At 67.2% G+C, this 19,742-nt stretch carries 21 protein-coding genes; 13 read left to right on the top strand and 8 right to left on the bottom strand.

What is annotated here, in order from left to right:
• Window positions 1-12: 12 nt before the first annotated feature.
• From VMT40_RS33030 to VMT40_RS33020, 3 genes are all read left to right on the top strand, one after another.
• Window positions 13-231, top strand: a complete 219-nt coding sequence (locus VMT40_RS33030) for an MbtH family protein (protein ID WP_326306055.1) — start codon at window positions 13-15, stop codon at window positions 229-231.
• A gap of 94 nt (window positions 232-325) precedes the next feature.
• Entirely contained in the window at window positions 326-472 is a 147-nt protein-coding gene (locus VMT40_RS33025; protein WP_326363277.1) for a hypothetical protein, read from the top strand.
• 27 nt (window positions 473-499) lie between these two features.
• The gene (locus tag VMT40_RS33020; protein WP_326306057.1) at window positions 500-622 is read left to right on the top strand and encodes a hypothetical protein; all 123 of its coding nucleotides are present in this window, start codon (window positions 500-502) and stop codon (window positions 620-622) included.
• Between the two features lie 185 nt (window positions 623-807).
• Here VMT40_RS33020 and VMT40_RS33015 read toward each other — a convergent pair whose 3' ends face one another.
• On the bottom strand, window positions 808-2,580 hold the full coding sequence (locus VMT40_RS33015; protein ID WP_326363275.1) for a hydroxysqualene dehydroxylase: 1,773 nt from the start codon (window positions 2,578-2,580) through the stop codon (window positions 808-810).
• Between the two features lie 118 nt (window positions 2,581-2,698).
• A complete protein-coding gene (locus VMT40_RS33010) occupies window positions 2,699-3,574 on the bottom strand; it encodes an esterase/lipase family protein (RefSeq protein WP_326363274.1) in 876 nt (291 codons plus the stop codon).
• Between the two features lie 142 nt (window positions 3,575-3,716).
• Between VMT40_RS33010 and VMT40_RS33005 the strand changes: the two genes are divergently transcribed.
• The gene (locus VMT40_RS33005; RefSeq protein WP_326306059.1) at window positions 3,717-3,920 is read left to right on the top strand and encodes a hypothetical protein; all 204 of its coding nucleotides are present in this window, start codon (window positions 3,717-3,719) and stop codon (window positions 3,918-3,920) included.
• Window positions 3,921-3,923: 3 nt separating this feature from the next.
• Here the strand turns inward: VMT40_RS33005 and VMT40_RS33000 are convergent, their stop codons facing one another.
• A complete protein-coding gene (locus VMT40_RS33000) occupies window positions 3,924-5,144 on the bottom strand; it encodes a TetR/AcrR family transcriptional regulator (protein WP_326363272.1) in 1,221 nt (406 codons plus the stop codon).
• Window positions 5,145-5,231: 87 nt separating this feature from the next.
• Between VMT40_RS33000 and VMT40_RS32995 the strand changes: the two genes are divergently transcribed.
• Together VMT40_RS32995 and VMT40_RS32990 are read left to right on the top strand one after the other, a co-directional pair.
• Window positions 5,232-5,675: an SRPBCC family protein gene (locus VMT40_RS32995; RefSeq protein ID WP_326363270.1), complete on the top strand. Its 444-nt coding sequence runs from the start codon at window positions 5,232-5,234 to the stop codon at window positions 5,673-5,675.
• Window positions 5,676-5,696: 21 nt separating this feature from the next.
• A complete protein-coding gene (locus tag VMT40_RS32990; RefSeq protein WP_326363268.1) occupies window positions 5,697-6,464 on the top strand; it encodes an enoyl-CoA hydratase in 768 nt (255 codons plus the stop codon).
• Between the two features lie 24 nt (window positions 6,465-6,488).
• On the opposite strand, the gene VMT40_RS32985 is transcribed toward VMT40_RS32990, so the two are convergent.
• Complete coding sequence (locus VMT40_RS32985) at window positions 6,489-7,082, bottom strand: SACE_7040 family transcriptional regulator (protein WP_326363266.1); 594 nt, start codon at window positions 7,080-7,082, stop codon at window positions 6,489-6,491.
• A 108-nt stretch (window positions 7,083-7,190) separates the two neighbouring features.
• Here VMT40_RS32985 and VMT40_RS32980 point away from each other — a divergent pair, with 108 nt between their 5' ends.
• From VMT40_RS32980 to VMT40_RS32955, 6 genes are read left to right on the top strand one after another with little or no spacing between them, the layout of a single operon-like run.
• A complete protein-coding gene (locus tag VMT40_RS32980; protein WP_326363264.1) occupies window positions 7,191-8,765 on the top strand; it encodes a carboxyl transferase domain-containing protein in 1,575 nt (524 codons plus the stop codon).
• Between the two features lie 8 nt (window positions 8,766-8,773).
• Entirely contained in the window at window positions 8,774-10,789 is a 2,016-nt protein-coding gene (locus VMT40_RS32975) for an acetyl/propionyl/methylcrotonyl-CoA carboxylase subunit alpha (RefSeq protein WP_326363262.1), read from the top strand.
• Window positions 10,786-11,946 carry an acyl-CoA dehydrogenase family protein gene (locus tag VMT40_RS32970; RefSeq protein ID WP_326363261.1) on the top strand — a complete coding sequence of 387 codons (1,161 nt, stop codon included), beginning with the start codon at window positions 10,786-10,788 and terminating at the stop codon, window positions 11,944-11,946. Before VMT40_RS32975 ends, VMT40_RS32970 begins: the two co-directional genes overlap by 4 nt.
• Window positions 11,943-12,422, top strand: coding sequence for a MaoC family dehydratase (locus tag VMT40_RS32965; protein WP_326363260.1), 480 nt, complete (start codon window positions 11,943-11,945; stop codon window positions 12,420-12,422). The genes VMT40_RS32970 and VMT40_RS32965 overlap by 4 nt, the downstream gene beginning before the upstream one ends.
• A complete protein-coding gene (locus VMT40_RS32960; protein ID WP_326363258.1) occupies window positions 12,419-13,252 on the top strand; it encodes an HpcH/HpaI aldolase/citrate lyase family protein in 834 nt (277 codons plus the stop codon). Before VMT40_RS32965 ends, VMT40_RS32960 begins: the two co-directional genes overlap by 4 nt.
• A gap of 11 nt (window positions 13,253-13,263) precedes the next feature.
• Complete coding sequence (locus VMT40_RS32955; RefSeq protein WP_326363257.1) at window positions 13,264-15,198, top strand: acetoacetate--CoA ligase; 1,935 nt, start codon at window positions 13,264-13,266, stop codon at window positions 15,196-15,198.
• Here VMT40_RS32955 and VMT40_RS32950 read toward each other — a convergent pair.
• From VMT40_RS32950 to VMT40_RS32935, 4 genes are all read right to left on the bottom strand, one after another.
• Entirely contained in the window at window positions 15,192-15,617 is a 426-nt protein-coding gene (locus tag VMT40_RS32950) for a DUF4254 domain-containing protein (RefSeq protein WP_326363255.1), read from the bottom strand. The two genes, VMT40_RS32955 and VMT40_RS32950, sit on opposite strands and share 7 nt — an antisense overlap.
• Window positions 15,618-15,756: 139 nt before the next feature.
• On the bottom strand, window positions 15,757-16,518 hold the full coding sequence (locus VMT40_RS32945) for an SDR family NAD(P)-dependent oxidoreductase (protein WP_326363253.1): 762 nt from the start codon (window positions 16,516-16,518) through the stop codon (window positions 15,757-15,759).
• Window positions 16,519-16,596: 78 nt separating this feature from the next.
• Window positions 16,597-17,178: a TetR/AcrR family transcriptional regulator gene (locus VMT40_RS32940; protein WP_326363251.1), complete on the bottom strand. Its 582-nt coding sequence runs from the start codon at window positions 17,176-17,178 to the stop codon at window positions 16,597-16,599.
• 20 nt (window positions 17,179-17,198) lie between these two features.
• Window positions 17,199-18,311 (bottom strand): epoxide hydrolase family protein, encoded by a 1,113-nt coding sequence (locus VMT40_RS32935; RefSeq protein WP_326363250.1) that lies wholly within the window; start codon window positions 18,309-18,311, stop codon window positions 17,199-17,201.
• 62 nt (window positions 18,312-18,373) lie between these two features.
• Between VMT40_RS32935 and VMT40_RS32930 the strand changes: the two genes are divergently transcribed.
• Window positions 18,374-19,351: a helix-turn-helix transcriptional regulator gene (locus VMT40_RS32930; protein WP_326363248.1), complete on the top strand. Its 978-nt coding sequence runs from the start codon at window positions 18,374-18,376 to the stop codon at window positions 19,349-19,351.
• Window positions 19,352-19,742: the final 391 nt, after the last annotated feature.

Raw genomic sequence — 19,742 nt, 5'->3', positions numbered from 1 at the left:
AAAGGCATCCCCATGAGTAACCCCTTCGATGACGAAGACGCCCAGTTCTACGTGCTCGTCAACGAGGAGGCCCAGCATTCGCTGTGGCCGGTGTTCGCCGCCATACCCGGGGGCTGGTCCGTCGCGCACGGCCCGGCCCGCAGGCAGAGCTGCCTGGACTATGTCGAAGCGCACTGGACCGATATGCGTCCGGCGTCCCTGGTCCAGGCCATGGCGGTCGAACCCGAATAGAAGACCCGGGGTCATCCAGGCCCCGTGCGGCGGTCCCGAGAATCACCCAGAAATCGAGGGGGTCTGTCCGCGTCGTGAAAGAAAGGGAAACACCATGACCACCACTCCTCCGCCCACCGGTGGCGGCACCACCGTCGACATCGGCGCCATCATCTCCCAGGTGCTGAAGTTCCTCGGCAGTGGTTCCACGACGAGCTACAACCCCAAGGGCCCCAAGCTCAAGAGCGACACCGCGAAGTAATTCGCAGTTTGTACGAAAGGATTTCCCATGCCCGTTTACTCCGGTAGCGGCTTCACCGATCTGCTGTTGGCCTTTGCCCACCTGATCACCTCGGGCTCGTCGACCTCGATCACGCAGCCCGGCGGTGGCACAACCACCCCGACCGCGTAGGAGGCCCCCATGTTCAGCGGCAGCGCGGTGAACAACCTGTTCGAATGGATGGCCAAGGCGCTGGGCACCGGCTCCTCCTACACCTTCCCGCCAACGGCATAACCCGGCGCGGATACAAAGGCCGCCAGGGCTTTTCGCCCTGGCGGCCCCGGCGCGCGCCACCGTGAAAGTCGGCCTCGGCGCGGCTATCTGACCATGGGGTAGCGGCGGTCGATCACGTCGAAGGCGTTGGGCTGGCCCGCGCGGTAGAGCTGGAGGTCGACCGCCTTGAGGGGTTCCCACAGGGGCATGCGGTAGCGCGGGGTGATCTGTGCTGGCGGCGCAGCGGATCCTGAGGCGTGGAGGACCGCGTTGGCCGCGAGGCGGCCGCCCTCGTTCGCGCCCTCCATGCAGGCGACGTTCATCTGGGTCTTGATCCAGTCGCCCGCCAGGAAGAGATTGTCGATGTCGGTCCAGGCGTTCGGGCGGTCGTCCCAGGAGCCCGGGTTCTGGATGAAAATCGCGTCGTCGTAATCGATGTCGGGGGTTCCGGCATTGGTGAGGGCGGGATCGATCTGCCAGGAACGCAGCATGTCGTCGGTGAGGGGATTGTCGCCGTCGTGGTCCACGTGGGCCTTGATCTGGGACCAGGTCTCGCGCGCCAATTCCTCGGGGGTGCACTGCCGCGCGGGCTTTCCATTGAAGGTGCCGGGCTCGTCCCATTCGGAGATGATGGCCGACAGCACCTCCTGGACGCTGCCGTCGCCATAGGCGGTGAGTGGGCGTCGCCAGAATTGCGCCTCGCTGATCGAGGTCAAGCCCCACGGGGCGTCGTTGTATCCGACGTGGCCATTGGCCAGCGGGGCCGGGCGGGTGAGAAAGAACTGGATGCCGACCATCCAGGCCGCCTGCAGGTTCCGTATGCGATCCAGGTTCGGATCGGCGGCGGTCAGCTCGTCGGTGAGCACGGCCGGGATCTTGTCCAAAGGGATTGCGGCGACGTAATAGTCGGCGTCCACGCCGTGGCGGGCACCGCTCGCGTCGGTGACGGTGGCCCCCGTGATGTGCGCGCCGTCGGTGGCCAATCCGGTCAGTTTGTAGCCCTGGTGGAAGGTGACGCCGATCGAGCGCAGGTAGTCGATCCACGGATTGATCCACGTCTCGCTGGTGGGCCCGTTCATCACCCGGTCATTGCCCTTGCCATCGCCATCATTGTTCAAATTGAGCAACGACCACACATACTCCTCGCCGACCAGCCCGATCGAATGCGCGCTGCAGTTCCGCGATTTCGTGGCCACCAGCTCCCGAATGAACCCGTCCCCGAGAAACCGGTTGTACTCCGGCGACGAGTTGTCCAGCCGCGCGAAGTCCGTCCACGTCATCTTCTCCCACTGCCCGAGCTTGCGCTCATCACAGCTGGACACAAACACCGCCAGCCGCTCGGCCGCGAACACCGCCTCCTGCGGCGGCAGCCGAAACAGTGACTCGAACACCGCCACAATCGAATCCACGAACTGCTTGGGCGTCTCCGGAAACTGGCTGAACGGCAACGGAAACGGCAGCGGAATCGTGAGATTGTGCCGACCCATCCCCGCGATCATGGCCGCGTTCAACCGCGTCAAATTGTCCCACACCCCGTGCGGATTCCCAGGAAACGGTATGCGCCGCAAGGTATCCGGCAGATTGTGATAAAACCCGAAGAAGCTCCGAAACCCATGCTCCCCCGGCAGGCCGTCGGGGGTGTAAATGCTGCGCGTCTTCCCCCCGAAGTCCCCGAGCTTTTCGAAAACCGTGACACTGAACCCCCTTTCGGCCAGCTCGTGCGCCACCGTGAGCCCGGCCGGTCCCGCCCCGAACACCGCCACCGCCCGCCCGGGCTCCGCATGGGCCCGCCCCCCGGTAGGCGCAAGCGTCAACGCCGCCGCCACTCCTCCCGCCTTGGCCGCCGCCTGAATGAACTGTCGTCGTGTCCGGCGCATCCGAGCCTCCGCCCGTCGAGTCTGCAACTGGCGGCTATGTTAATGACAATTCTCATCTCGAATGTGCGGTTTCCAAGTATCTTCCGCCGATAAGTCGATGAGCATTCTTCATGACACGTCAGCGTTGCAGCTGCCCCAGCACCCACCCCGCGGTGAGCTCGCTGGACCGGATCAGCGAATGGTCCACCGCCTCCGCGCCCGGGAACAGATCCTCGTAGACCGCGTTCACCACACCGGGTTCATCGAGGGTCGAGCACGCGGGTGCGGGCGTCGCGAGTCGATCGTTGCGGGTGGCGATCGCCGAGTAGGTCACCCCGGGCTGCGTGGCATTGCCGTCGAAGATGGCCTTGTACACCGGCGAGTTCGGAGTCATCTGCATGGCAACGGCCATTTCCTGGGAGGCCGCCGCGAGCACCGGCTGAATGAACGGCAGCGCGCTCAGCAATTGCACCGGAGTGATCGGCGGATTCTCGAGACCCAACACGCCCGCGCCATCGCACCCGCGCGCCTCGGGCGTGATGAACACCGCGTGACTCACCGACGGAGCGCCGCCGAGCACCTTCAAGTAGTAATTCGACACGATGGTCCCGGCCGAATGCGCCACGATCTCGACCTTGTCGGCCCCGGTGGTCTGCCGCACCTTCGCGATGAAATCGCCGACTTGCGCTGCCTCGCCGGGTATATCGCCGCCCCAGCGCTTGTCACCGACAATGCCGCCCTGGAACAACAGAGTGCAGTATCCGGCCCCGCGCAATGCCGCCAGCATGGTCGCCCATTGCGCCTCGGTCTGCTCGGTGGTGCCGTCCGCGCCCGGCAGGACGACGATCGGATGCGGATGCGCGGCGGTCGGTGTGCAATCGATCGACGGCTCGATGGTGGTCCCCGGTGAAAGAGTCGCGGTCCCGGACCCGCTGTTCGGTGCGGCCTGTGCGGTAACACTCGACAGCAATGCCGCGCCCAGGGCAGCGGCGGCGATCCTCGCGGCAATTCTCATGTCCAGCATTCTGGCGAAAAGGAATTCGACTCGCTGGGGGCGCTTCCTCCATGGGTGAATGTTTGGCAAATATATTCATTCGGAACAACAGCGCAAATCACCACTCATGCAATCGCTGACGGATAGCTATGAGAGGAAGATCATGAGCCGGAGTGGGACTACCGAACCAGCGGTCGTCGGTCTCTACTGGGATCGCGATGGGGATATCTGGCAGCGGGAGGATGGGGGGTGGCGGCTTATTTTGCAGAGTGGGGTGGCCGTGGACCCGATCTCGCTGTGGGAGTGGGAGAACGGGCATGTGCGTGATTACGCGCCGTTCACGCCCATGACCTCGATGACCGGTTAGGGGTCAGGACTCCGGGGTTCCGGCGCCGAAGAGGGTGGCCTCCATGAGGCGGATCACCCTGGGCTGCGGGCAGATCGACGGATGCGCGCCGAACTCTCGGCCCAGGTCCACCACCAGGCCGAACGCGGCCTGCACCAGGATGCGCGCCTCGCCCTCGGACAACTCCGGGCGCACCGACACCAGCAGTCGCACCCATTCGGCCACGATGAGCCGCTGCACATTGCGCAGCATGGTGCGTTCCTCGGCCGAGACATGGCCGAATTCGGCGTAATAGACGAAGGTCAGCTCGCGTTCGGCGAACGACCCGGCCACATACAGATCGACCAGCTTGCTCAGCGCCTCGGCCGGACTCGACGAGGACGCCACCGCCGGGCCGATCGCGCCCGACACCCGATCCGCCGCCCGGCGGAAGGCCGCGGCCAGCAGATCGCCCTTGCTGCGGTAGTACCGATACACCGCCGAGGCCGCCGACAGGTCCGCCGCCGCCGCGATGTCCTCCACGCTCACATTGGGATAGCCGTGGGCGTGGAAGAGTTCCACGGCCTTCCGGAGTAACAGCTCGTGCTTGAACGACTGTGGGATCTCCACCGCCCGGGGTGTGACGGTGGCATCGCCCTCCGGCGGCAGCTCGGTGTCGATAATGGCGTCGCAGGCCGAATGCAGCAGGGCGGTCAGCGATTTCGCGGGCAGGGTGGCGTGGTGGTCGCCGATGCTGGAGATCACGCTCAGCAGTGACACCGCCCGGACCGCGCGATCGTGGCCGTCGAGTTCGGGGCGGACATCCCCGAGGAGCGTGCGCAGCACGGTGAGCGCCGCGGTGAAATCCGCCTCCAGGGTCTCGCGGTCGGCGTCGTCGAGGTAGCGCCGCTCCCAGCGCACCAGGGTCACGGTCGAGCGATTGGCGATGGTCTCGGCGATCATCCGATCCAGCACCCGATCCAGGCGTTCGCGCGGCGCGAGCCCCTCGGCCGCGTCGGGCGGGGTGGCCGAATCCGCGGTCAGCCGCGCCAGCCGCAGCAACTCCTCGCGAAAGAGCGCGTATTTGCTCGGGTAGTGCCGATACAGTGCGGCCGAGGAGATTCCGAGCCGGGTCGCGATGTCCTCCATGCTCACGCCGTGATAGCCGAGCGAACCGAAGGCGGCGGCCGAGGTGGCGGCGATCTGGGCGCGCCGGTTCTTCGGGCGGCGGCGGATCACGCGCTGCGGCTGCTCCTCGACGGTCATACGGGCAATGGTAGTCACCAGGGAAAATCCTCGACGCCGTGCCGCCGATCTCATCCCGGGCGTGATCACCGGGCGTAGGCTGCCCGCATGCGCACGGTCGATGTTGAGCGCACTCTCGCGGCACCGCAGCCCGATGTCTTCGATTGGCTCACCGATGTCACCAATTACCAACGGGTGCCGCTGGTTCGCCGCGTCACCCTGGTGCGGCCCGGCCACACCACCGGCAATGGCGAGGGCGCGGTCCGCCTGGTGGTGACCCCACTATTGCGCCTCACCGAGGAGATCGTCGAATACGATCCGCCCCGCCTGATGCGCTACCGGCTGCTGAATTCCGTTCCGCCCCTACGACATCAGGAGGGCTCGATCGTCTGCGAGCCCTGCAAGGCGGGCACCCGGGTGCACTGGTCCTCGACCTTCGAGATCGCCGCGCCGCTGTTCGCCCCGCTGTGGACCCGCCTGTTCCTGCCGGTGGTGCGCGGCGGATTCGTCATGGTGCTGCGCACCGCGGAACGTGAACTGCGCGGCGGGTGACGCCGGTTACCATCTGGGGCCATGGCGGAGATCAAGGTGGAGCGCCGGAACGCGGTGGCGCTCGTCACGGTGCACGACCCGGACAAGCGAAATGCGTTGACGCTGGATCTATCCGCCGATCTGGCGGATGCGGTGGCCGATGCCGAGGCCGACGAGTCGGTGCACGCCCTGGTGGTCACCGGAACGCCCCCGGCCTTCTGCGCGGGCGCGAATCTCACCGCCCTGGGCGAGGCGAAGGAGGAGGGCCTGCGCGCCATCTACGAGGGCTTCCTCGCGGTGGCGCGCTGCAAGCTGCCGACCGTGGCGGCCGTCGGCGGCCAGGCCGTCGGCGCGGGCCTCAACCTCGCCCTCGCCGCGGACATCCGCTTCGCAAACCCCAAGGCCCGCTTCGACGCTCGCTTCCTCAAGCTGGGCATTCACCCCGGCGGGGGCATGACCTGGATGCTGCAGCGCGCGGTCGGCCCGCAGCAGGCCGCCGCCATGACCCTGTTCGGCGAGGTCCTGGGTGCCGCGGCCGCCGAAAAGGCCGGACTCGTCCACCGGGTCGTCGACGGCGACCACGACGCCCTGATCGACGCCGCGGTCGAATTCGCCAGCGCCACCGCCGATGTCCCCCGCGACCTGCTCATCACCACCAAGCGCACCATGCGCGCCACCCGCGCCCTGGCCGCCCACGCCGAGGCCGTCAGCACCGAGGTCGTCCCCCAACTCGCCTCCCTCGAATCCCCAGAATTCGCCGCCCGCCTGGCCGCGATACAGGCCAGCATCTCCAGCGCGCCAAAGCCCTAGGGCGGTAAAGCAACTCGCCCCGCATCAGCTCAGGGCGGCGAGGGCCATCTTTCGCAGGACCGGGCGGGCGCGGGTGGCCAAGGTCGCGGGTGCGCTGTGCGGGGTCGAGTTGATCAGGCCGAAGGTGGCGTGTGCCTGCACGCGGGCGGCCTGTTCGGGTAGGTCGGGGTGGAGTTCGCGCAGCACCGCGACCCAGACTTCCACGTACTGCCGCTGGGTGCGGCGCACCTGCCGTCGTGCCGATTCCGGCAGATTCTCCAGGTCACGGTCCTGGATGCGAATGAGTTCCGGCTCGCCCAGGGCGAAGTCCAGGTGGAAATCGATCAGGCCGTTCAGGGCCATCTCGGGGGAGTCGGCCGCTTCGACCACGGCCCGTCCGCCGTCGAGCAGTCGCTGGCTGATCCCCACCAGCAGCTCGACCAGCAGCGCCTCCTTATTGGGGAAGTGGCGATACACCGCGGGACCGCTGATGCCCACCGCCGCACCCAGATCGTCGAGCCGCATACCGAGGAATCCGCGGTCCGCGATGAGTCGCGCCCCGGCGTCCAGCAGTTGCTGTCGGCGCTGCGCCTTGAGTTGCTCGCGACGGGTGAGGGTAACGGTTTCCGTGCTGTTCACCGTGGTTCCTCTCGTCGATGCTGGACAACTCAGTTAGTCGAGATTATCTTATTTTCCAGTTATTGGTGACTAACCGAGCGGGTCCGCCCGCGCGGGGAGGCGGAGCGAATGACGCTGACCGAGCAGTCCGAGACCGGGAAGCAGACCGGCAACCGGGCCGCGCACCTGGCATTGGTCGACGAGTTGCGACAGCGGCTCGCCGTCAGCGCCCTGGGTGGGCCGGAGAAGAGCCGGGAACGGCACCTGGCGCGCGGCAAGCTCTTGCCGCGGCAGCGGGTGGATCAGCTGCTGGACACCGGCAGCCCGTTCCTGGAACTGTCGCCGCTGGCGGCCAATGGCATGTACGACGACGAGTGCCCGGGCGCGGGCGTCATCGGCGGCATCGGCCGGGTGTCGGGTCGCGAGTGCGTGATCATCGCCAATGACGCCACCGTCAAGGGCGGCACCTACTACCCGATGACGGTCAAGAAGCACCTGCGCGCCCAGGAAGTCGCGCTGCAGAACCATCTGCCGTGCATCTACCTGGTCGACTCCGGCGGCGCGTATCTGCCGCGCCAGGACGAGGTCTTCCCCGACCGCGAGCACTTCGGCCGCATCTTCTACAACCAGGCGAACCTGTCCGCCAAGGGCATCGCGCAGATCTCCGCGGTGCTCGGCTCCTGCACCGCGGGCGGCGCGTACGTGCCCGCCATGAGCGACGAGACCGTCATCGTGCGCAATCAGGGCACCATCTTCCTGGGCGGCCCACCGCTGGTGAAGGCCGCCACCGGCGAGGTCGTCACCGCCGAGGAACTGGGCGGCGGCGACTTGCATTCGCGCACGTCGGGTGTCACCGACCACCTGGCCGAGAGCGATCAGGACGCCCTGCGCATCGTGCGGAATATCGTTGCGACACTGGGCCCCAAGACCCCGACCCCGTGGGATGTCGCCCCGACCGTGGACCCCATCGCACCGCAGGACGAGCTCTACGACGTGGTCCCGGTCGACCTGCGCACCCCCTACGACGTCCGCGAGGTCATCTCCCGCATTGTCGACGGCGGCGAATACCAGGAATTCAAGGCCGAATACGGTAGGACCCTGGTCACCGCGTTCGCCCGCATCCACGGCCACCCGGTCGGCATCATCGCCAACAATGGCGTGCTGTTCAGCGAATCCGCCATGAAGGGCGCGCATTTCATCGAACTGTGCGACAAGCGCCAGATCCCGCTGCTGTTCCTGCAGAACATCACCGGCTTCATGGTCGGGCGCGACTACGAGGCGGGCGGCATCGCCAAGCACGGCGCGAAAATGGTGACCGCGGTGGCCTGCGCCCGGGTGCCCAAGCTGACCGTGGTCATCGGCGGCTCCTACGGCGCGGGCAACTACTCCATGTGCGGGCGCGCGTATTCGCCGCGCTTCCTGTGGATGTGGCCCAATGCCCGCATCTCGGTCATGGGCGGTGAGCAGGCGGCCTCGGTGCTGGCGACGGTGCGCGGCGACCAGAGCGAGGCGGACCTGGAGGCGTTCAAGGCCCCCATTCGCGAGCAGTACGAGGCGCAGGGCAATCCCTACTACTCGACCGCGCGGCTCTGGGACGATGGCGTGATCGACCCGGCCGACACCAGAACGGTTGTCGGCCTGGCCCTTTCGGTCTGCGCGCAGGCCCCGCTCGAGCCCGTCTCCTACGGCGTCTTCCGGATGTGATGACCTTGATGAACAAAGCTCCCGTCGCCTTCGACACCGTGCTGGTCGCCAATCGCGGCGAGATCGCGGTGCGGGTGATTCGCACCCTGCGCGCCATGGGAATTCGCTCCGTCGCGGTCTACAGCGACGCCGACGTCGACGCCCGCCACGTGCGCGAGGCCGACACCGCGGTCCGCCTCGGTCCCGCGCCCGCCCGCGAGTCGTACCTGAACATCGAGAAGGTGGTCGCGGCCGCCGTGCGCTCCGGCGCGCAGGCCGTGCACCCGGGATACGGCTTCCTGTCGGAGAATTCGGCCTTCGCGGCCGCGCTCGAGGAGGCGGGCATCGCCTTCCTGGGCCCGTCCGCCCGGGCCATCGAGATCATGGGCGACAAGATCACCGCCAAGAACGCGGTCGCCGAATACGGCGTCCCGGTGGTGCCCGGCATCGCCAAGCCCGGCCTCACCGACGCCGAATTGGTCGACGCCGCGGCCGAAGTCGGCTACCCGGTGCTGGTGAAGCCGTCCGCCGGTGGCGGCGGCAAGGGCATGCGCCGGGTCGACGATCCCGCCGATCTGCCCGCCGCGCTGGTCAGCGCCCGGCGCGAGGCCGGTGCGGCCTTCGGCGACGACACCCTGTTCCTGGAGCGCTTCGTCACCCGGCCCCGCCACATCGAGGTCCAGATCCTGGCCGACCGGTTCGGCCACGTCCTGCATCTCGGTGAACGCGAATGCAGTCTGCAGCGCCGCCATCAGAAGGTGATCGAGGAGGCCCCGTCGCCGCTGCTGGACGCGCAGACCCGCGCCCGCATCGGCGCGGCCGCCTGCAATACCGCGCGCAGCGTGGACTACGTGGGCGCGGGCACGGTCGAATTCATCGTCTCCGCCGACAAGCCCGACGAGTTCTTCTTCATGGAGATGAACACCCGGCTGCAGGTGGAGCATCCGGTCACCGAACTGGTCACCGGCGTGGACCTGGTGGAATGCCAGGTGCGCATTGCCGCCGGGCAGAAGCTGGCCGCCGCGCAGGAGGACATCCGGCTCACCGGGCACGCCATCGAGGCCCGCGTCTACGCCGAGGATCCGGGCCGCGACTTCCTGCCCACCGGCGGCACCGTGCTGGCGCTGTCGGAACCGGAAGGCCCTGGCGTGCGGGTGGATTCGGGCCTGCGTGCCGGAACCGTGGTCGGCACCGACTACGACCCGATGCTCTCCAAGGTCATCGCCTACGCCCCGGACCGCGCCGGAGCCATCGCCAAACTGGATGCGGCCCTGCGGGATACCCAGATCCTGGGCGTGCGGACCAATACCGACTTCGCGCGCTTCCTGCTCGCCGACCCGGATGTCCTTGCCGGACATCTCGATACGGGGCTGCTGGATCGGCGCGCGGTGGAGTTCACGCCCGCGCCCGTCACCGACGAGCAGTTCATCGCCGCGGCCGCCGCGCTGTGGCTGCGGCGCTGGCCGAGCGGACCCGCCGACCCGTGGCAGCGACCCACCGGCTGGCGGGTGGGCGAGCACGCACCCGTGGGTATTCGCCTGACCGGTGGTGACCGCACCGCGCACGTGTACATCGCCGGAACCCCGCAGAACGCGACCGTGTGGGTCGAGGGCGGCGAAAAGCGCGCGCTGACCGTCGATTCCGAGGGCGACACCCTCACCGTCACCCTCGATGGACTGCGCGGCGACTTCCGCATCGCCACCGCCCCCGGCCAGATCTGGGTCGCCGATCGCACCGGCACCGCCCTGCTCCGCGAGGTCGCCGAGGCCGATATCCGCGGCGGTGACGCCCATGTCGGCGATGCCGAAATCCAAAGCCCCATGCCGGGTTCGGTCATCGCCACCCCCGTCGCCGACGGCGAGCTGGTCGCCGCGGGCGCGCCCATCGTGGTCGTGGAGGCCATGAAGATGGAACACACCCTCACCGCCCCCATTGCCGGGCGCGTGGAACTGCTGGTCGAGCCGGGCGCGCAGGTGAAACTCGAACAGCCGCTGGCCCGCATCGTCGCCCTGGACACACCCGCCGAGGAGAACACCCCGTCATGACCGACTTCCTGTCCACCGGAACCCTGCCGGACGAGTACCGCCAACTCGCGCTCACCGTCCGCGATTTCGCCAATCAGGTGGTGGCCCCGGTCGCCGCCAAGCACGACGCCGAGCACAGCTTCCCCTACGAGGTGGTCGCGGGCATGGCCGACATGGGCCTGTTCGGCCTGCCGTTCCCGGAGGAGTTCGGCGGCATGGGCGGCGACTACTTCGCGCTGTGCCTGGCGCTCGAGGAATTGGGCAAGGTCGACCAGAGCGTGGCCATCACCCTCGAAGCGGGCGTCTCGCTGGGCGCCATGCCGATCTACCGGTTCGGCAACGACAAGCAGAAGGCCGAGTGGCTGCCGCTGTTGGCCAGCGGGCGCGCGCTGGGCGCGTTCGGGCTCACCGAGCCGGGCGCGGGCAGCGACGCGGGCGGCACCCGCACCACCGCGGTCCTGGACGGCGACAGCTGGATCATCAACGGCTCCAAGCAGTTCATCACCAACTCGGGCACCGACATCACCCGCCTGGTCACGGTCACCGCGGTCACCGGCAGCACGGAGGGCAAGAAGGAGATCTCCACGATCATCGTGCCCACCGACACCCCCGGCTTCACCGCCGAACCCGCCTACAACAAGGTCGGCTGGAACGCCTCCGACACCCACCCGCTGTCCTTCGACGACGTCCGGGTGCCCGCGGAGAACCTGCTCGGCGAACGCGGCCGCGGCTACGCCAACTTCCTGCGCATTCTCGACGAGGGCCGCATCGCCATCGCGGCGCTGTCGGTCGGCGCGGCCCAGGGCTGCGTGGACGAATCGGTCCGCTACGCCAAGGAGCGTGAGGCGTTCGGCCGCCCCATCGGCACCAACCAGGCCATAGCCTTCAAGATTGCCCGCATGGAGGCGCGCGCCCACATGGCCCGCACCGCCTACTACGACGCGGCCGCATTGATGCTGTTCGGCAAGCCCTTCAAGAAGCAGGCCGCCATCGCCAAGCTGGTCGCCAGCGAGGCCGCCATGGACAATGCCCGCGACGCCACGCAGATCTTCGGCGGCTACGGGTTCATGAACGAATATGCTGTGGCGCGGCACTATCGCGACAGCAAGATCCTGGAAATCGGTGAGGGCACCACGGAGGTGCAGTTGATGCTGATCGGGCGGGAGCTCGGCCTGTGAGCTCCGCGAAGCGGGTCGTCCAGCGCGGCTTGTGGTTCGACGAATTCGAGACCGGTGTGGTGTACGAGCACCGGCCCGGCCGCACCATTACCGAGGCCGACAATGTGCTGTTCACGACGCTGACCATGAACACGCAGGCCCTGCATCTGGACGCGGCGTTCGCCGACGCGCTGCCGCCTTTCCATCAGCGACTGGTGAATTCGATGTTCACGCTGTCCACGCTGGTGGGTCTGTCGGTCGCGCAGCTGACCCAGGGCACCATTGTCGCGAATCTGGGCTTCTCCGAAATAGCGTTCCCCAAGCCGCTTTTCCACGGCGACACCCTGTACGCGGAGACCGTGGTCACCGAGCTGCGGGAATCCAAGAGCCGTCCCGGCGAGGGAATCGTGACCTTCGCGCACACCGGGCGCAATCAGCACGGTGATGTCGTGGCCACCGCCATCCGCAAAACTCTGGTCAGGAAGAAACCATCGTGAGTTGGGAAATGCCCGGTCCGGCTTGGCTTTTCTGCCCCGCCGACCGGCCGGAGCGCTACGGCAAGGCGCTCGCCGCGGCCGACGTGGTCATCATCGACCTCGAGGACGGGGTGGCCGAGGCGGACAAGGCGGCGGCCCGCGAGGCGCTGATCGCCCATCCCCTCGATCCGGAACGCACCGTTGTACGCGTCAATGCCGCGGGCACCCTCGAGCACATGCTCGATCTCGACGCTCTCGTCCGCACCGAGTACCGGCGCATCATGCTGCCGAAATGCGAATCGGCCGAACAGATCACGCGCCTGACCGACTACGAGGTGATCGCGCTCATCGAATCCCCGCTGGGCGCGCTGGCGGTCGGCCGGGCGGTCATGGTGCGCAATGCCATCGGCGTCATGTGGGGCGCGGAGGATCTGGTCGCCGCGCTCGGCGGGAACTCCTCGCGGCACGCCGACGGCGGCTATCGGGATGTGGCGCGGCACGTGCGCTCCCAATCCCTGCTGGCCGCCAAGGCATACGGAAAGTTCGCGCTCGACTCGGTGTATCTGGATATTCCCGACCTCGAGGGGCTGGCGGCCGAGTCGGCGGACGCGGTGGCCATCGGATTCGATGCCAAGGTGGCCATTCACCCCAGCCAGGTGCCCGTGATTCGCACCGCGTACGCACCCGGGGCGGAGGAAGTGCGCTGGGCGCGCAGACTATTGGCGGAAGCGCCGAACCATCGGGGTGTCTTCACCTTCGAGGGGCGGATGGTGGACATGCCGGTCATTCGGCATGCGGAGCGAATCGTGCAGCGCGCGGCCATGGCCGGTAGCGCGGGATTCGCGTCGTAGGAGGTATTGCGGTGGAACCACAGTGGGTGCCGAGCGCGGCGGATATCGCCGAGGCGCAGGTGACCAGCTTCGCGCTGTTCGTGGAGAAGCGGACCGGGGTGTCGGTGCCGGACTATCGGGCGCTGTGGCAATGGTCGGTGGACGATGTGGCGGGTTTCTGGGGCGCGCTCTGGGACTACTTCGATCTGGGTGAACGGCCCGAGGTGGTGCTGGGGTCCACGGACATGCCCGGTGCGCAGTGGTTCCCGGGCACCCGGCTCAACTACGTGGATCAGGTGGTGCGGCAGGTCCGCGACGACCGGCCCGCGATCCTGTCCGTCGACGAGACGGGGCAGATCACCGAAATCTCCTGGGCCGCAGTGATCACCACCGCGGCGGCCTTCGCCGACACCCTGCGTGGACTGGGTGTCGGGCCGGGCGATCGGGTCGCCGGTTACCTGCCGAACATTCCCGAGGCGGTCATCGCGTTCCTCGGCACCGCCAGCATCGGCGCCATCTGGAGTGCTTGCGGCCAGGACTATTCCGCGCAGGCCGCCCTGGATCGGCTCGGGCAGCTCGAGCCGAAGGTGCTGGTCACCGCCGACGGGTATCGCTTCGGCGGCAAGGTGCACGACAAGACCGCCGATATCGAGGCGTTGCGGGCCGGGCTGCCGTCGCTGGCGGCGACCGTACTGGTGCCGCGCATCGGCGCGGCGCTGCCGGACGTGATCACCTGGCGGCAGGTCGAGCCCGGCGACGGTGATGTCGACATTGCCACCGAGCAGGTGGATTTCGCGCATCCGCTGTGGGTGCTGTACTCCTCCGGGACCACCGGTAAACCCAAGGGCATTGTGCACGGGCACGGCGGTGTGCTGCTCGAGCATTTGAAAGCCGTTGCGGTGCAGTCGGATATCGGGCCGGACGACACGTTCTTCTGGTACACCAGCCCGAGCTGGATGATGTGGAACTTCCAGATCGCCGGACTGCTGGTGGGTGCGACGATCGTCTGTTACGACGGAAGCCCGGCCGCGCCGACGCCGGATGCGTTGTGGCAGTTGGCCGCTCGGACCGGTACGACGGTGCTCGGCACCAGTCCCGGCTACGTGCTGGCGTGCGCCAAGGCCGGATCGGTGCCGCGCACGGACCACGATCTGTCGGCGCTGCGGCTGGTCGGTATCACCGGGTCCGCGCTCCCGCCGTCCTCCTCGCTGTGGCTGCGGGACAATGTCGGCGAGCAGGTTCCGGTCGCGTCCATCAGCGGCGGCACCGATGTGGTGTCGGCGTTCATCGGCGGCGTGCGCACCGTGCCGGTCTGGCCCGGCGAGCTTTCCGCCCCGTATCTCGGTGTGGCGCTTGACTCTTGGGACGAGCAGGGCCACCCGGTGCGCGGCGAGGTCGGCGAACTGGTCATCACCGAGCCGATGCCGTCCATGCCGGTGTCGTTCTGGAACGACCCGGACGGCACTCGCTACCGGGAGGCCTACTTCGAGATGTTCCCCGGCGTCTGGCGGCACGGCGACTGGATCACCATTACCGAGCACGGCAGCATCATCGTGCACGGGCGCTCGGATTCCACGCTCAACCGGCAGGGCATTCGCATGGGCAGCGCCGATATCTATCAGGCCGTGGAACGCATTCCGGAAATCGCCGAGGCGTTGGTGATCGGGGCCGAACAACCCGACGGCGGGTATTGGATGCCGCTGTTCGTGGTGCTGGCCTCCGGTGCGGAATTGAACGACGAGTTGCGATCGCGCATCACCGCGACCATTCGCGCCGAGGTTTCCCCGCGGCATGTGCCGGACGAAATCATTGCGGCGCCGGGCATTCCGCATACGCGGACCGGTAAGAAGCTGGAAGTGCCCATCAAGAAGCTCTTCCAGGGGGCGGAGGTGTCGACAGTGGTCGCTCCGACCGCGGTCGACGCCCCCGAGCTCCTCGACTGGTATGCCGCGCAAAAGCCTCAATGAGTCCCGGGCAGACGACGCCGCCCGGTGCACACTTCCGACGCCAAATCCTCATAGCCGACCGCCAATTCGGCCAGATGCTCCCACGCGAGGGTGAGCTCCTGGCCGGATTGGCGGGCCAGCGCGGCATAGGCGGCCGCGGTGAGGCGGGCCAAACGGTCGATGACCGCACCCAATGTTTCGGTGTGCACGCGGGCGGCCCCGTGCGACGGGGGCAATTGCGCGGTCACCCACCGATCGATCTGATGCACCAAATCGGCTCTGAGCGTGTCGAGTTCGACCATTTCGTCCGATTCCGCGCAGAGCAGGCGCTCGTGGAGCGCGGTCAGGTCGTGCGCGGCGCGTAGTAGTGGATGCCGGGGCTCATCGGACCCGCGACAAGCCTGAAGGACTTGGTTCTTGGAAGGCAGAGTGTCCCTCATCGAACTGCTCCTAATACCGCGACCTGCGAATTCTGAGCACATTAGTCAGCGCAGATGACACGCGGATGACTGCCGGTTCAACAGCCCACTTCGAGTTTGCTATTGAAAGTTCGCGGTCGCGGTGGAGCAATCGGTGAGGTCAGGCGGTCGCGCCGCCGTCGATGACGAGATCGTGTCCGATGACGAAACTGGATTCGGGGGAGGCCAGCCAGACCACGGCCGCCGCGATCTCGGCCGGGTCGCCGACACGACCGAGCGGGTTCGCGGTCGCCATCCGGGCATCGCGGTCGGCGCGAGTTTCGCCGGGGCGGAACGACATTCGGGTATCGGTGGCTCCGGGGCTCACGGCATTGATGCGAATGCCGTCGGCGATATGGTCGCGGGCGGCGGTCTGGGTCAACACGCTCACCGCGGCCTTGGACGCGGCATAGGCGGCCAAACCCGGGCGACGGCCGTGCGCACCGATATTCGACGCCATATTCACAATGGCACCGCCGCCATTGCCTCGCATGTGGGCGATTTCGTGCTTCATGGATAGGAAAACGCCGGTCAGGTTGACATCGAGCACGCGATGCCAGTCATTGTCGTCCAGATCGCCGACCGGGGCGGGGATGCCCAGTATTCCGGCATTGTTGAACGCCACGTGCAGGCCGCCGTGCCGACGCACCAGCTCCTCGACCATGGCGGCGATCTGGAAAGCGTCGGTGACGTCGGCGGTCACCCAGTCGATCTTGCCGCCGTCGGTGCGGATCTCGGCGGCCGCCTTCTCCAGCTGCTCCGCGTTTCGGCCCGCCAGGACGACGGTGGCTCCGCGGTCGGCGAAGGCCTGGGCGGTCGCGCCCGCGATCGTGCCCGCACCGCCGGTGATCAGGACGACTTTGTCATCGAAGCGTGTGGTCATGAGTTTCGCACTCCTTTGTAGAACGATCAGTCTTGAATGCGGGTGGCAGTCACGACTGTGGATGGATCGGAAAGCTGTTCAGACGAGGACGGATACGGCCACGCGCGCCGCATCGCGCAGGCGTGCAGCCGAATCCGGCGTTCGCTCGAGCACGCGGACTCCCTGGAAGAAGACGAGCAGGAATCGTGCGAGCGCGCGCGGATCGGAATCGGCGGACAATTCGCCCTGTGCGCGGGCCCGCAGGAGTGCCGATGTGAGGGTCGTCTCGAGGTGCGCCCAACTGGACTCCACCAGGCGGGCCACGGCCTCGTCGCGGCGTGCCATTTCGACCGCGCTGTTCACAACCATGCAGCCCAAATACGTGTCGGGCCTGGCGGCTTCGGTAATGTACCGCTGCACCAGCTCGCGCACCGCGGGCAGGACCGGTCCGGGCTGCGACAATGCCGCCATGATCGCCGGGTCGGTGGTTTCGAGATAGCTCTGTAGCGCCTTCAGATACAGCTCGCGCTTGCCCCCGAAGGTACCGTAGATGCTCGCCTTGGCAATCCCAAGATGCTCAACCAGATCCGACATCGACGTCGCCTCATAGCCGCGCTCCCAGAACAATTCGAGAGCGCGGCGCAGGACGGTGTCGGGATCGAACTCCTTGGTCCTTGCCATGGCGAGCACTCTACGAGAATCTAGACCAATCGGTCAAGAAAGAAGGTTCGGATGTCGGCCGCGTGGGCCTCGGGGACGTCCATGGCCAGGAAGTGGTTGCCGGTATTGCCCTCGGGCCAGTGGGCGATGATGTTGTCGCGGTCGGCCAGGCGACGCATGAGGGCGGAGCCGCCCGCGTAGACGCCCACGGGGACCAGTTTCTGGCCCGCGGGCCAGGTGAAGCCATTGTCGCCGAGGCCGTTGTATATGGGCCAGGATGACGTGGCGGCGGTATTGGTGAACCAGTAGATGCTGATATTGGTCAGCAGGTGGTCGCGGTCCACGGCGTCTTCGAGATGGTTTGCGAGGGGCGAGAATTCGTTGAACTTGTGGACCAGCCAGGCCAGCAGGCCGACGGGGGAGTCGGTCCAGGCGTGGGCGAAGGTCTGCGGGGCCTTGTTGAGTAGGACGTGGTGGTTCACGCCGGACTGCCATTTCTGCATGAGCTCCCATTCGGCGAGTTCCTCGGCGGTCATGGTGGGGACATCGGATTCGGTGGGGAGTCCGATGCCGCCGTCGATGTGGACGCCGACGATATGGTCCGGGTCGGCGATCGCCATCTCCTGCACCACATATGCGCCCAGGTCACCGCCTTGCACGCCATAGCGGTCGTAGCCGAGCCGGGCCATGAGCTCCACCCACATGCGGGCCACGCGGCGGGGTTTCATGCCGATTTCGTGTGGCGCTGCGGAGAATCCGAAGCCGGGGACCGACGGGATCACCAGGTGGAAGGACTTCGTCAGCAGCGGAATGGTTTTGGTGAATTCGACGAAGGTGTTGGGCCAGCCGTGGGTCAGGATGAGGGGGAGGGCGTTCGGGTCGGCCGAGCGAATGTGCAGGAAATGGACGTCGAGGCCGTCGATTTCGGTCAGGAACTGGGGGTGGGCGTTGAGGGCGGCTTCTTGTGCGCGCCAGTCGAATTCGGTGCGCCAGTAGTCGGCCAGTTCGCGGAGGTAGGAGACCGGTACACCGCGGTCCCAGTTCTCGCCGGGCAGTTGCGCCGACCAGCGGGTGCGGGCCAGGCGGTCGTTGAGATCGTCCAGGTCGGCCTGGGCGATCTCGATGCGGAACGGGCGGAGTGCGGTGTTGGTCATGGAAACTACGGTATGAATCATCTAGGACTATTCGTGTCCTATTTCTGGCGGAAGGTGGAGGAATGAGCGATACGCCCGCACGGCTGCTTCGGCTGCTGTCTCTTCTGCAAACACCGCGGGAATGGCCGGGAAGTGAACTGGCCGAACGCCTCGGGGTCACCGATCGGACCGTTCGCCGCGATATCGATCGGCTCCGAGAGCTCGGCTACCCCGTCGAGGCCACCATGGGAGCCACCGGCGGCTACCGCCTCGTCGCCGGTGCCGCGATGCCGCCGCTGCTGGTGGACGACGAGGAAGCCGTCGCCATTGCCGTGGGGCTGCGCGCGGCGGCCGGATCCGCCATCGCGGGCATCGAGGAAGCCTCCGTCCGCGCCCTCACCAAACTCGAGCAGGTCCTCCCCACAAAACTCCGCCGCCGCGTCCGAGTCCTGGGCACCGCGACCATCACCCCCGGCCCCGCCGCCACCCCCATCGACCCCGAACTCCTCACCACCCTCGCCGCCGCCATCACCAACCGCGAACGAGTCCGCTTCGCCTACCAATCCGCCACCGGCACCGAATCCCGCCGCAACACCGAACCAATAGGCCTCGTCCCCCACAAACACCGCTGGTACCTGGTCGCCTTCGACCTCGACCGCTCCGACTGGCGAATCTTCCGAGCCGACCGAATCGCCACCCCCCACCCCACCGGCGCCCGCTTCACCCCCCGCCCCCTCCCCGCCTCCGACCCCGCCGCCTACGTAACCGGAGCCCGAACCGACTGGCCCACATCCACGTTGCGCTACCGCGTAGAAATCCAAGCCCCCGCCCACCAGGTAATCGGCAAACTAGGCGAAGCCCCCACCGACATCGTCCCCCGAACCGACACCACCTGCACCCTAGAAATGCACCGCGACGACCTCCCCGAATGGATAGCCCACCGCCTACTAGAACTCGGCTGCGATTTCGAAGTCCACGAACCCCAAGAACTAGCCGACCAGATCCAAAAGATCGCCGATCGCGCCCGCCGAGCCCTCCTACCCCGAAAGACCAAAAGCTAAAAAGAAGAAAAGAAAAAGAGACAAAAGACAAAAGACGCCAGGAGGAGGGAGAGGGGCGGGTCGAGCTTGCGAGGCCCCCTCACCTACCAGCCCCCTCGCGGAAACAACCGCACCTCCCAGCCGCCTCACCTATGGCACCTCACTCACGTCCCAGCCCACTCACCGCTCGGCCGTTCATCGTCTCTGTGGAATTGTCAAAGAGCCGACCGGCTGTGGTCGGGTTCGGGAAGCGTTGAGCCTCGGGGTCTTTGGGCTTGGGCGCTTTCGGCAGGGTCTCGGTCGGTGGGGCTGTTGGAGGGTGGGGCTGTTGGTGGGTGGGGCTGTTGGTGGGTGGGGCTGTTGGTGGGTGGGGCTGTTGGTGGGTGGGGCTGTTGGTGGGTGGGGCTGATGG

Origin of the sequence: Nocardia sp. CDC160, from assembly GCF_035818795.1 — a bacterium.
GTDB lineage: Bacteria > Actinomycetota > Actinomycetes > Mycobacteriales > Mycobacteriaceae > Nocardia.
The sequence above is the reverse complement of the archived record's forward strand: the minus strand, read 5'-3'. Positions and strand labels throughout refer to the sequence as shown.

Bases quoted from the DNA above. Each gene is read 5' to 3' on its own strand.
- VMT40_RS33025 (WP_326363277.1), top strand. From the start codon at position 326: ATGACCACCACTCCTCCGCCCACCGGTGGCGGCACCACCGTCGACATC.
- VMT40_RS32980 (WP_326363264.1), top strand. From the start codon at position 7,191: ATGACGCTGACCGAGCAGTCCGAGACCGGGAAGCAGACCGGCAACCGG.
- VMT40_RS33005 (WP_326306059.1), top strand. From the start codon at position 3,717: ATGAGCCGGAGTGGGACTACCGAACCAGCGGTCGTCGGTCTCTACTGG.
- VMT40_RS32970 (WP_326363261.1), top strand. From the start codon at position 10,786: ATGACCGACTTCCTGTCCACCGGAACCCTGCCGGACGAGTACCGCCAA.
- VMT40_RS32995 (WP_326363270.1), top strand. From the start codon at position 5,232: ATGCGCACGGTCGATGTTGAGCGCACTCTCGCGGCACCGCAGCCCGAT.
- VMT40_RS32930 (WP_326363248.1), top strand. From the start codon at position 18,374: ATGAGCGATACGCCCGCACGGCTGCTTCGGCTGCTGTCTCTTCTGCAA.
- VMT40_RS32950 (WP_326363255.1), bottom strand. From the start codon at position 15,617: ATGAGGGACACTCTGCCTTCCAAGAACCAAGTCCTTCAGGCTTGTCGC.
- VMT40_RS33000 (WP_326363272.1), bottom strand. From the start codon at position 5,144: ATGACCGTCGAGGAGCAGCCGCAGCGCGTGATCCGCCGCCGCCCGAAG.
- VMT40_RS33030 (WP_326306055.1), top strand. From the start codon at position 13: ATGAGTAACCCCTTCGATGACGAAGACGCCCAGTTCTACGTGCTCGTC.
- VMT40_RS32945 (WP_326363253.1), bottom strand. From the start codon at position 16,518: ATGACCACACGCTTCGATGACAAAGTCGTCCTGATCACCGGCGGTGCG.
- VMT40_RS32935 (WP_326363250.1), bottom strand. From the start codon at position 18,311: ATGACCAACACCGCACTCCGCCCGTTCCGCATCGAGATCGCCCAGGCC.
- VMT40_RS33020 (WP_326306057.1), top strand. From the start codon at position 500: ATGCCCGTTTACTCCGGTAGCGGCTTCACCGATCTGCTGTTGGCCTTT.
- VMT40_RS32990 (WP_326363268.1), top strand. From the start codon at position 5,697: ATGGCGGAGATCAAGGTGGAGCGCCGGAACGCGGTGGCGCTCGTCACG.
- VMT40_RS33015 (WP_326363275.1), bottom strand. From the start codon at position 2,580: ATGCGCCGGACACGACGACAGTTCATTCAGGCGGCGGCCAAGGCGGGA.
- VMT40_RS32940 (WP_326363251.1), bottom strand. From the start codon at position 17,178: ATGGCAAGGACCAAGGAGTTCGATCCCGACACCGTCCTGCGCCGCGCT.
- VMT40_RS33010 (WP_326363274.1), bottom strand. From the start codon at position 3,574: ATGAGAATTGCCGCGAGGATCGCCGCCGCTGCCCTGGGCGCGGCATTG.
- VMT40_RS32975 (WP_326363262.1), top strand. From the start codon at position 8,774: ATGAACAAAGCTCCCGTCGCCTTCGACACCGTGCTGGTCGCCAATCGC.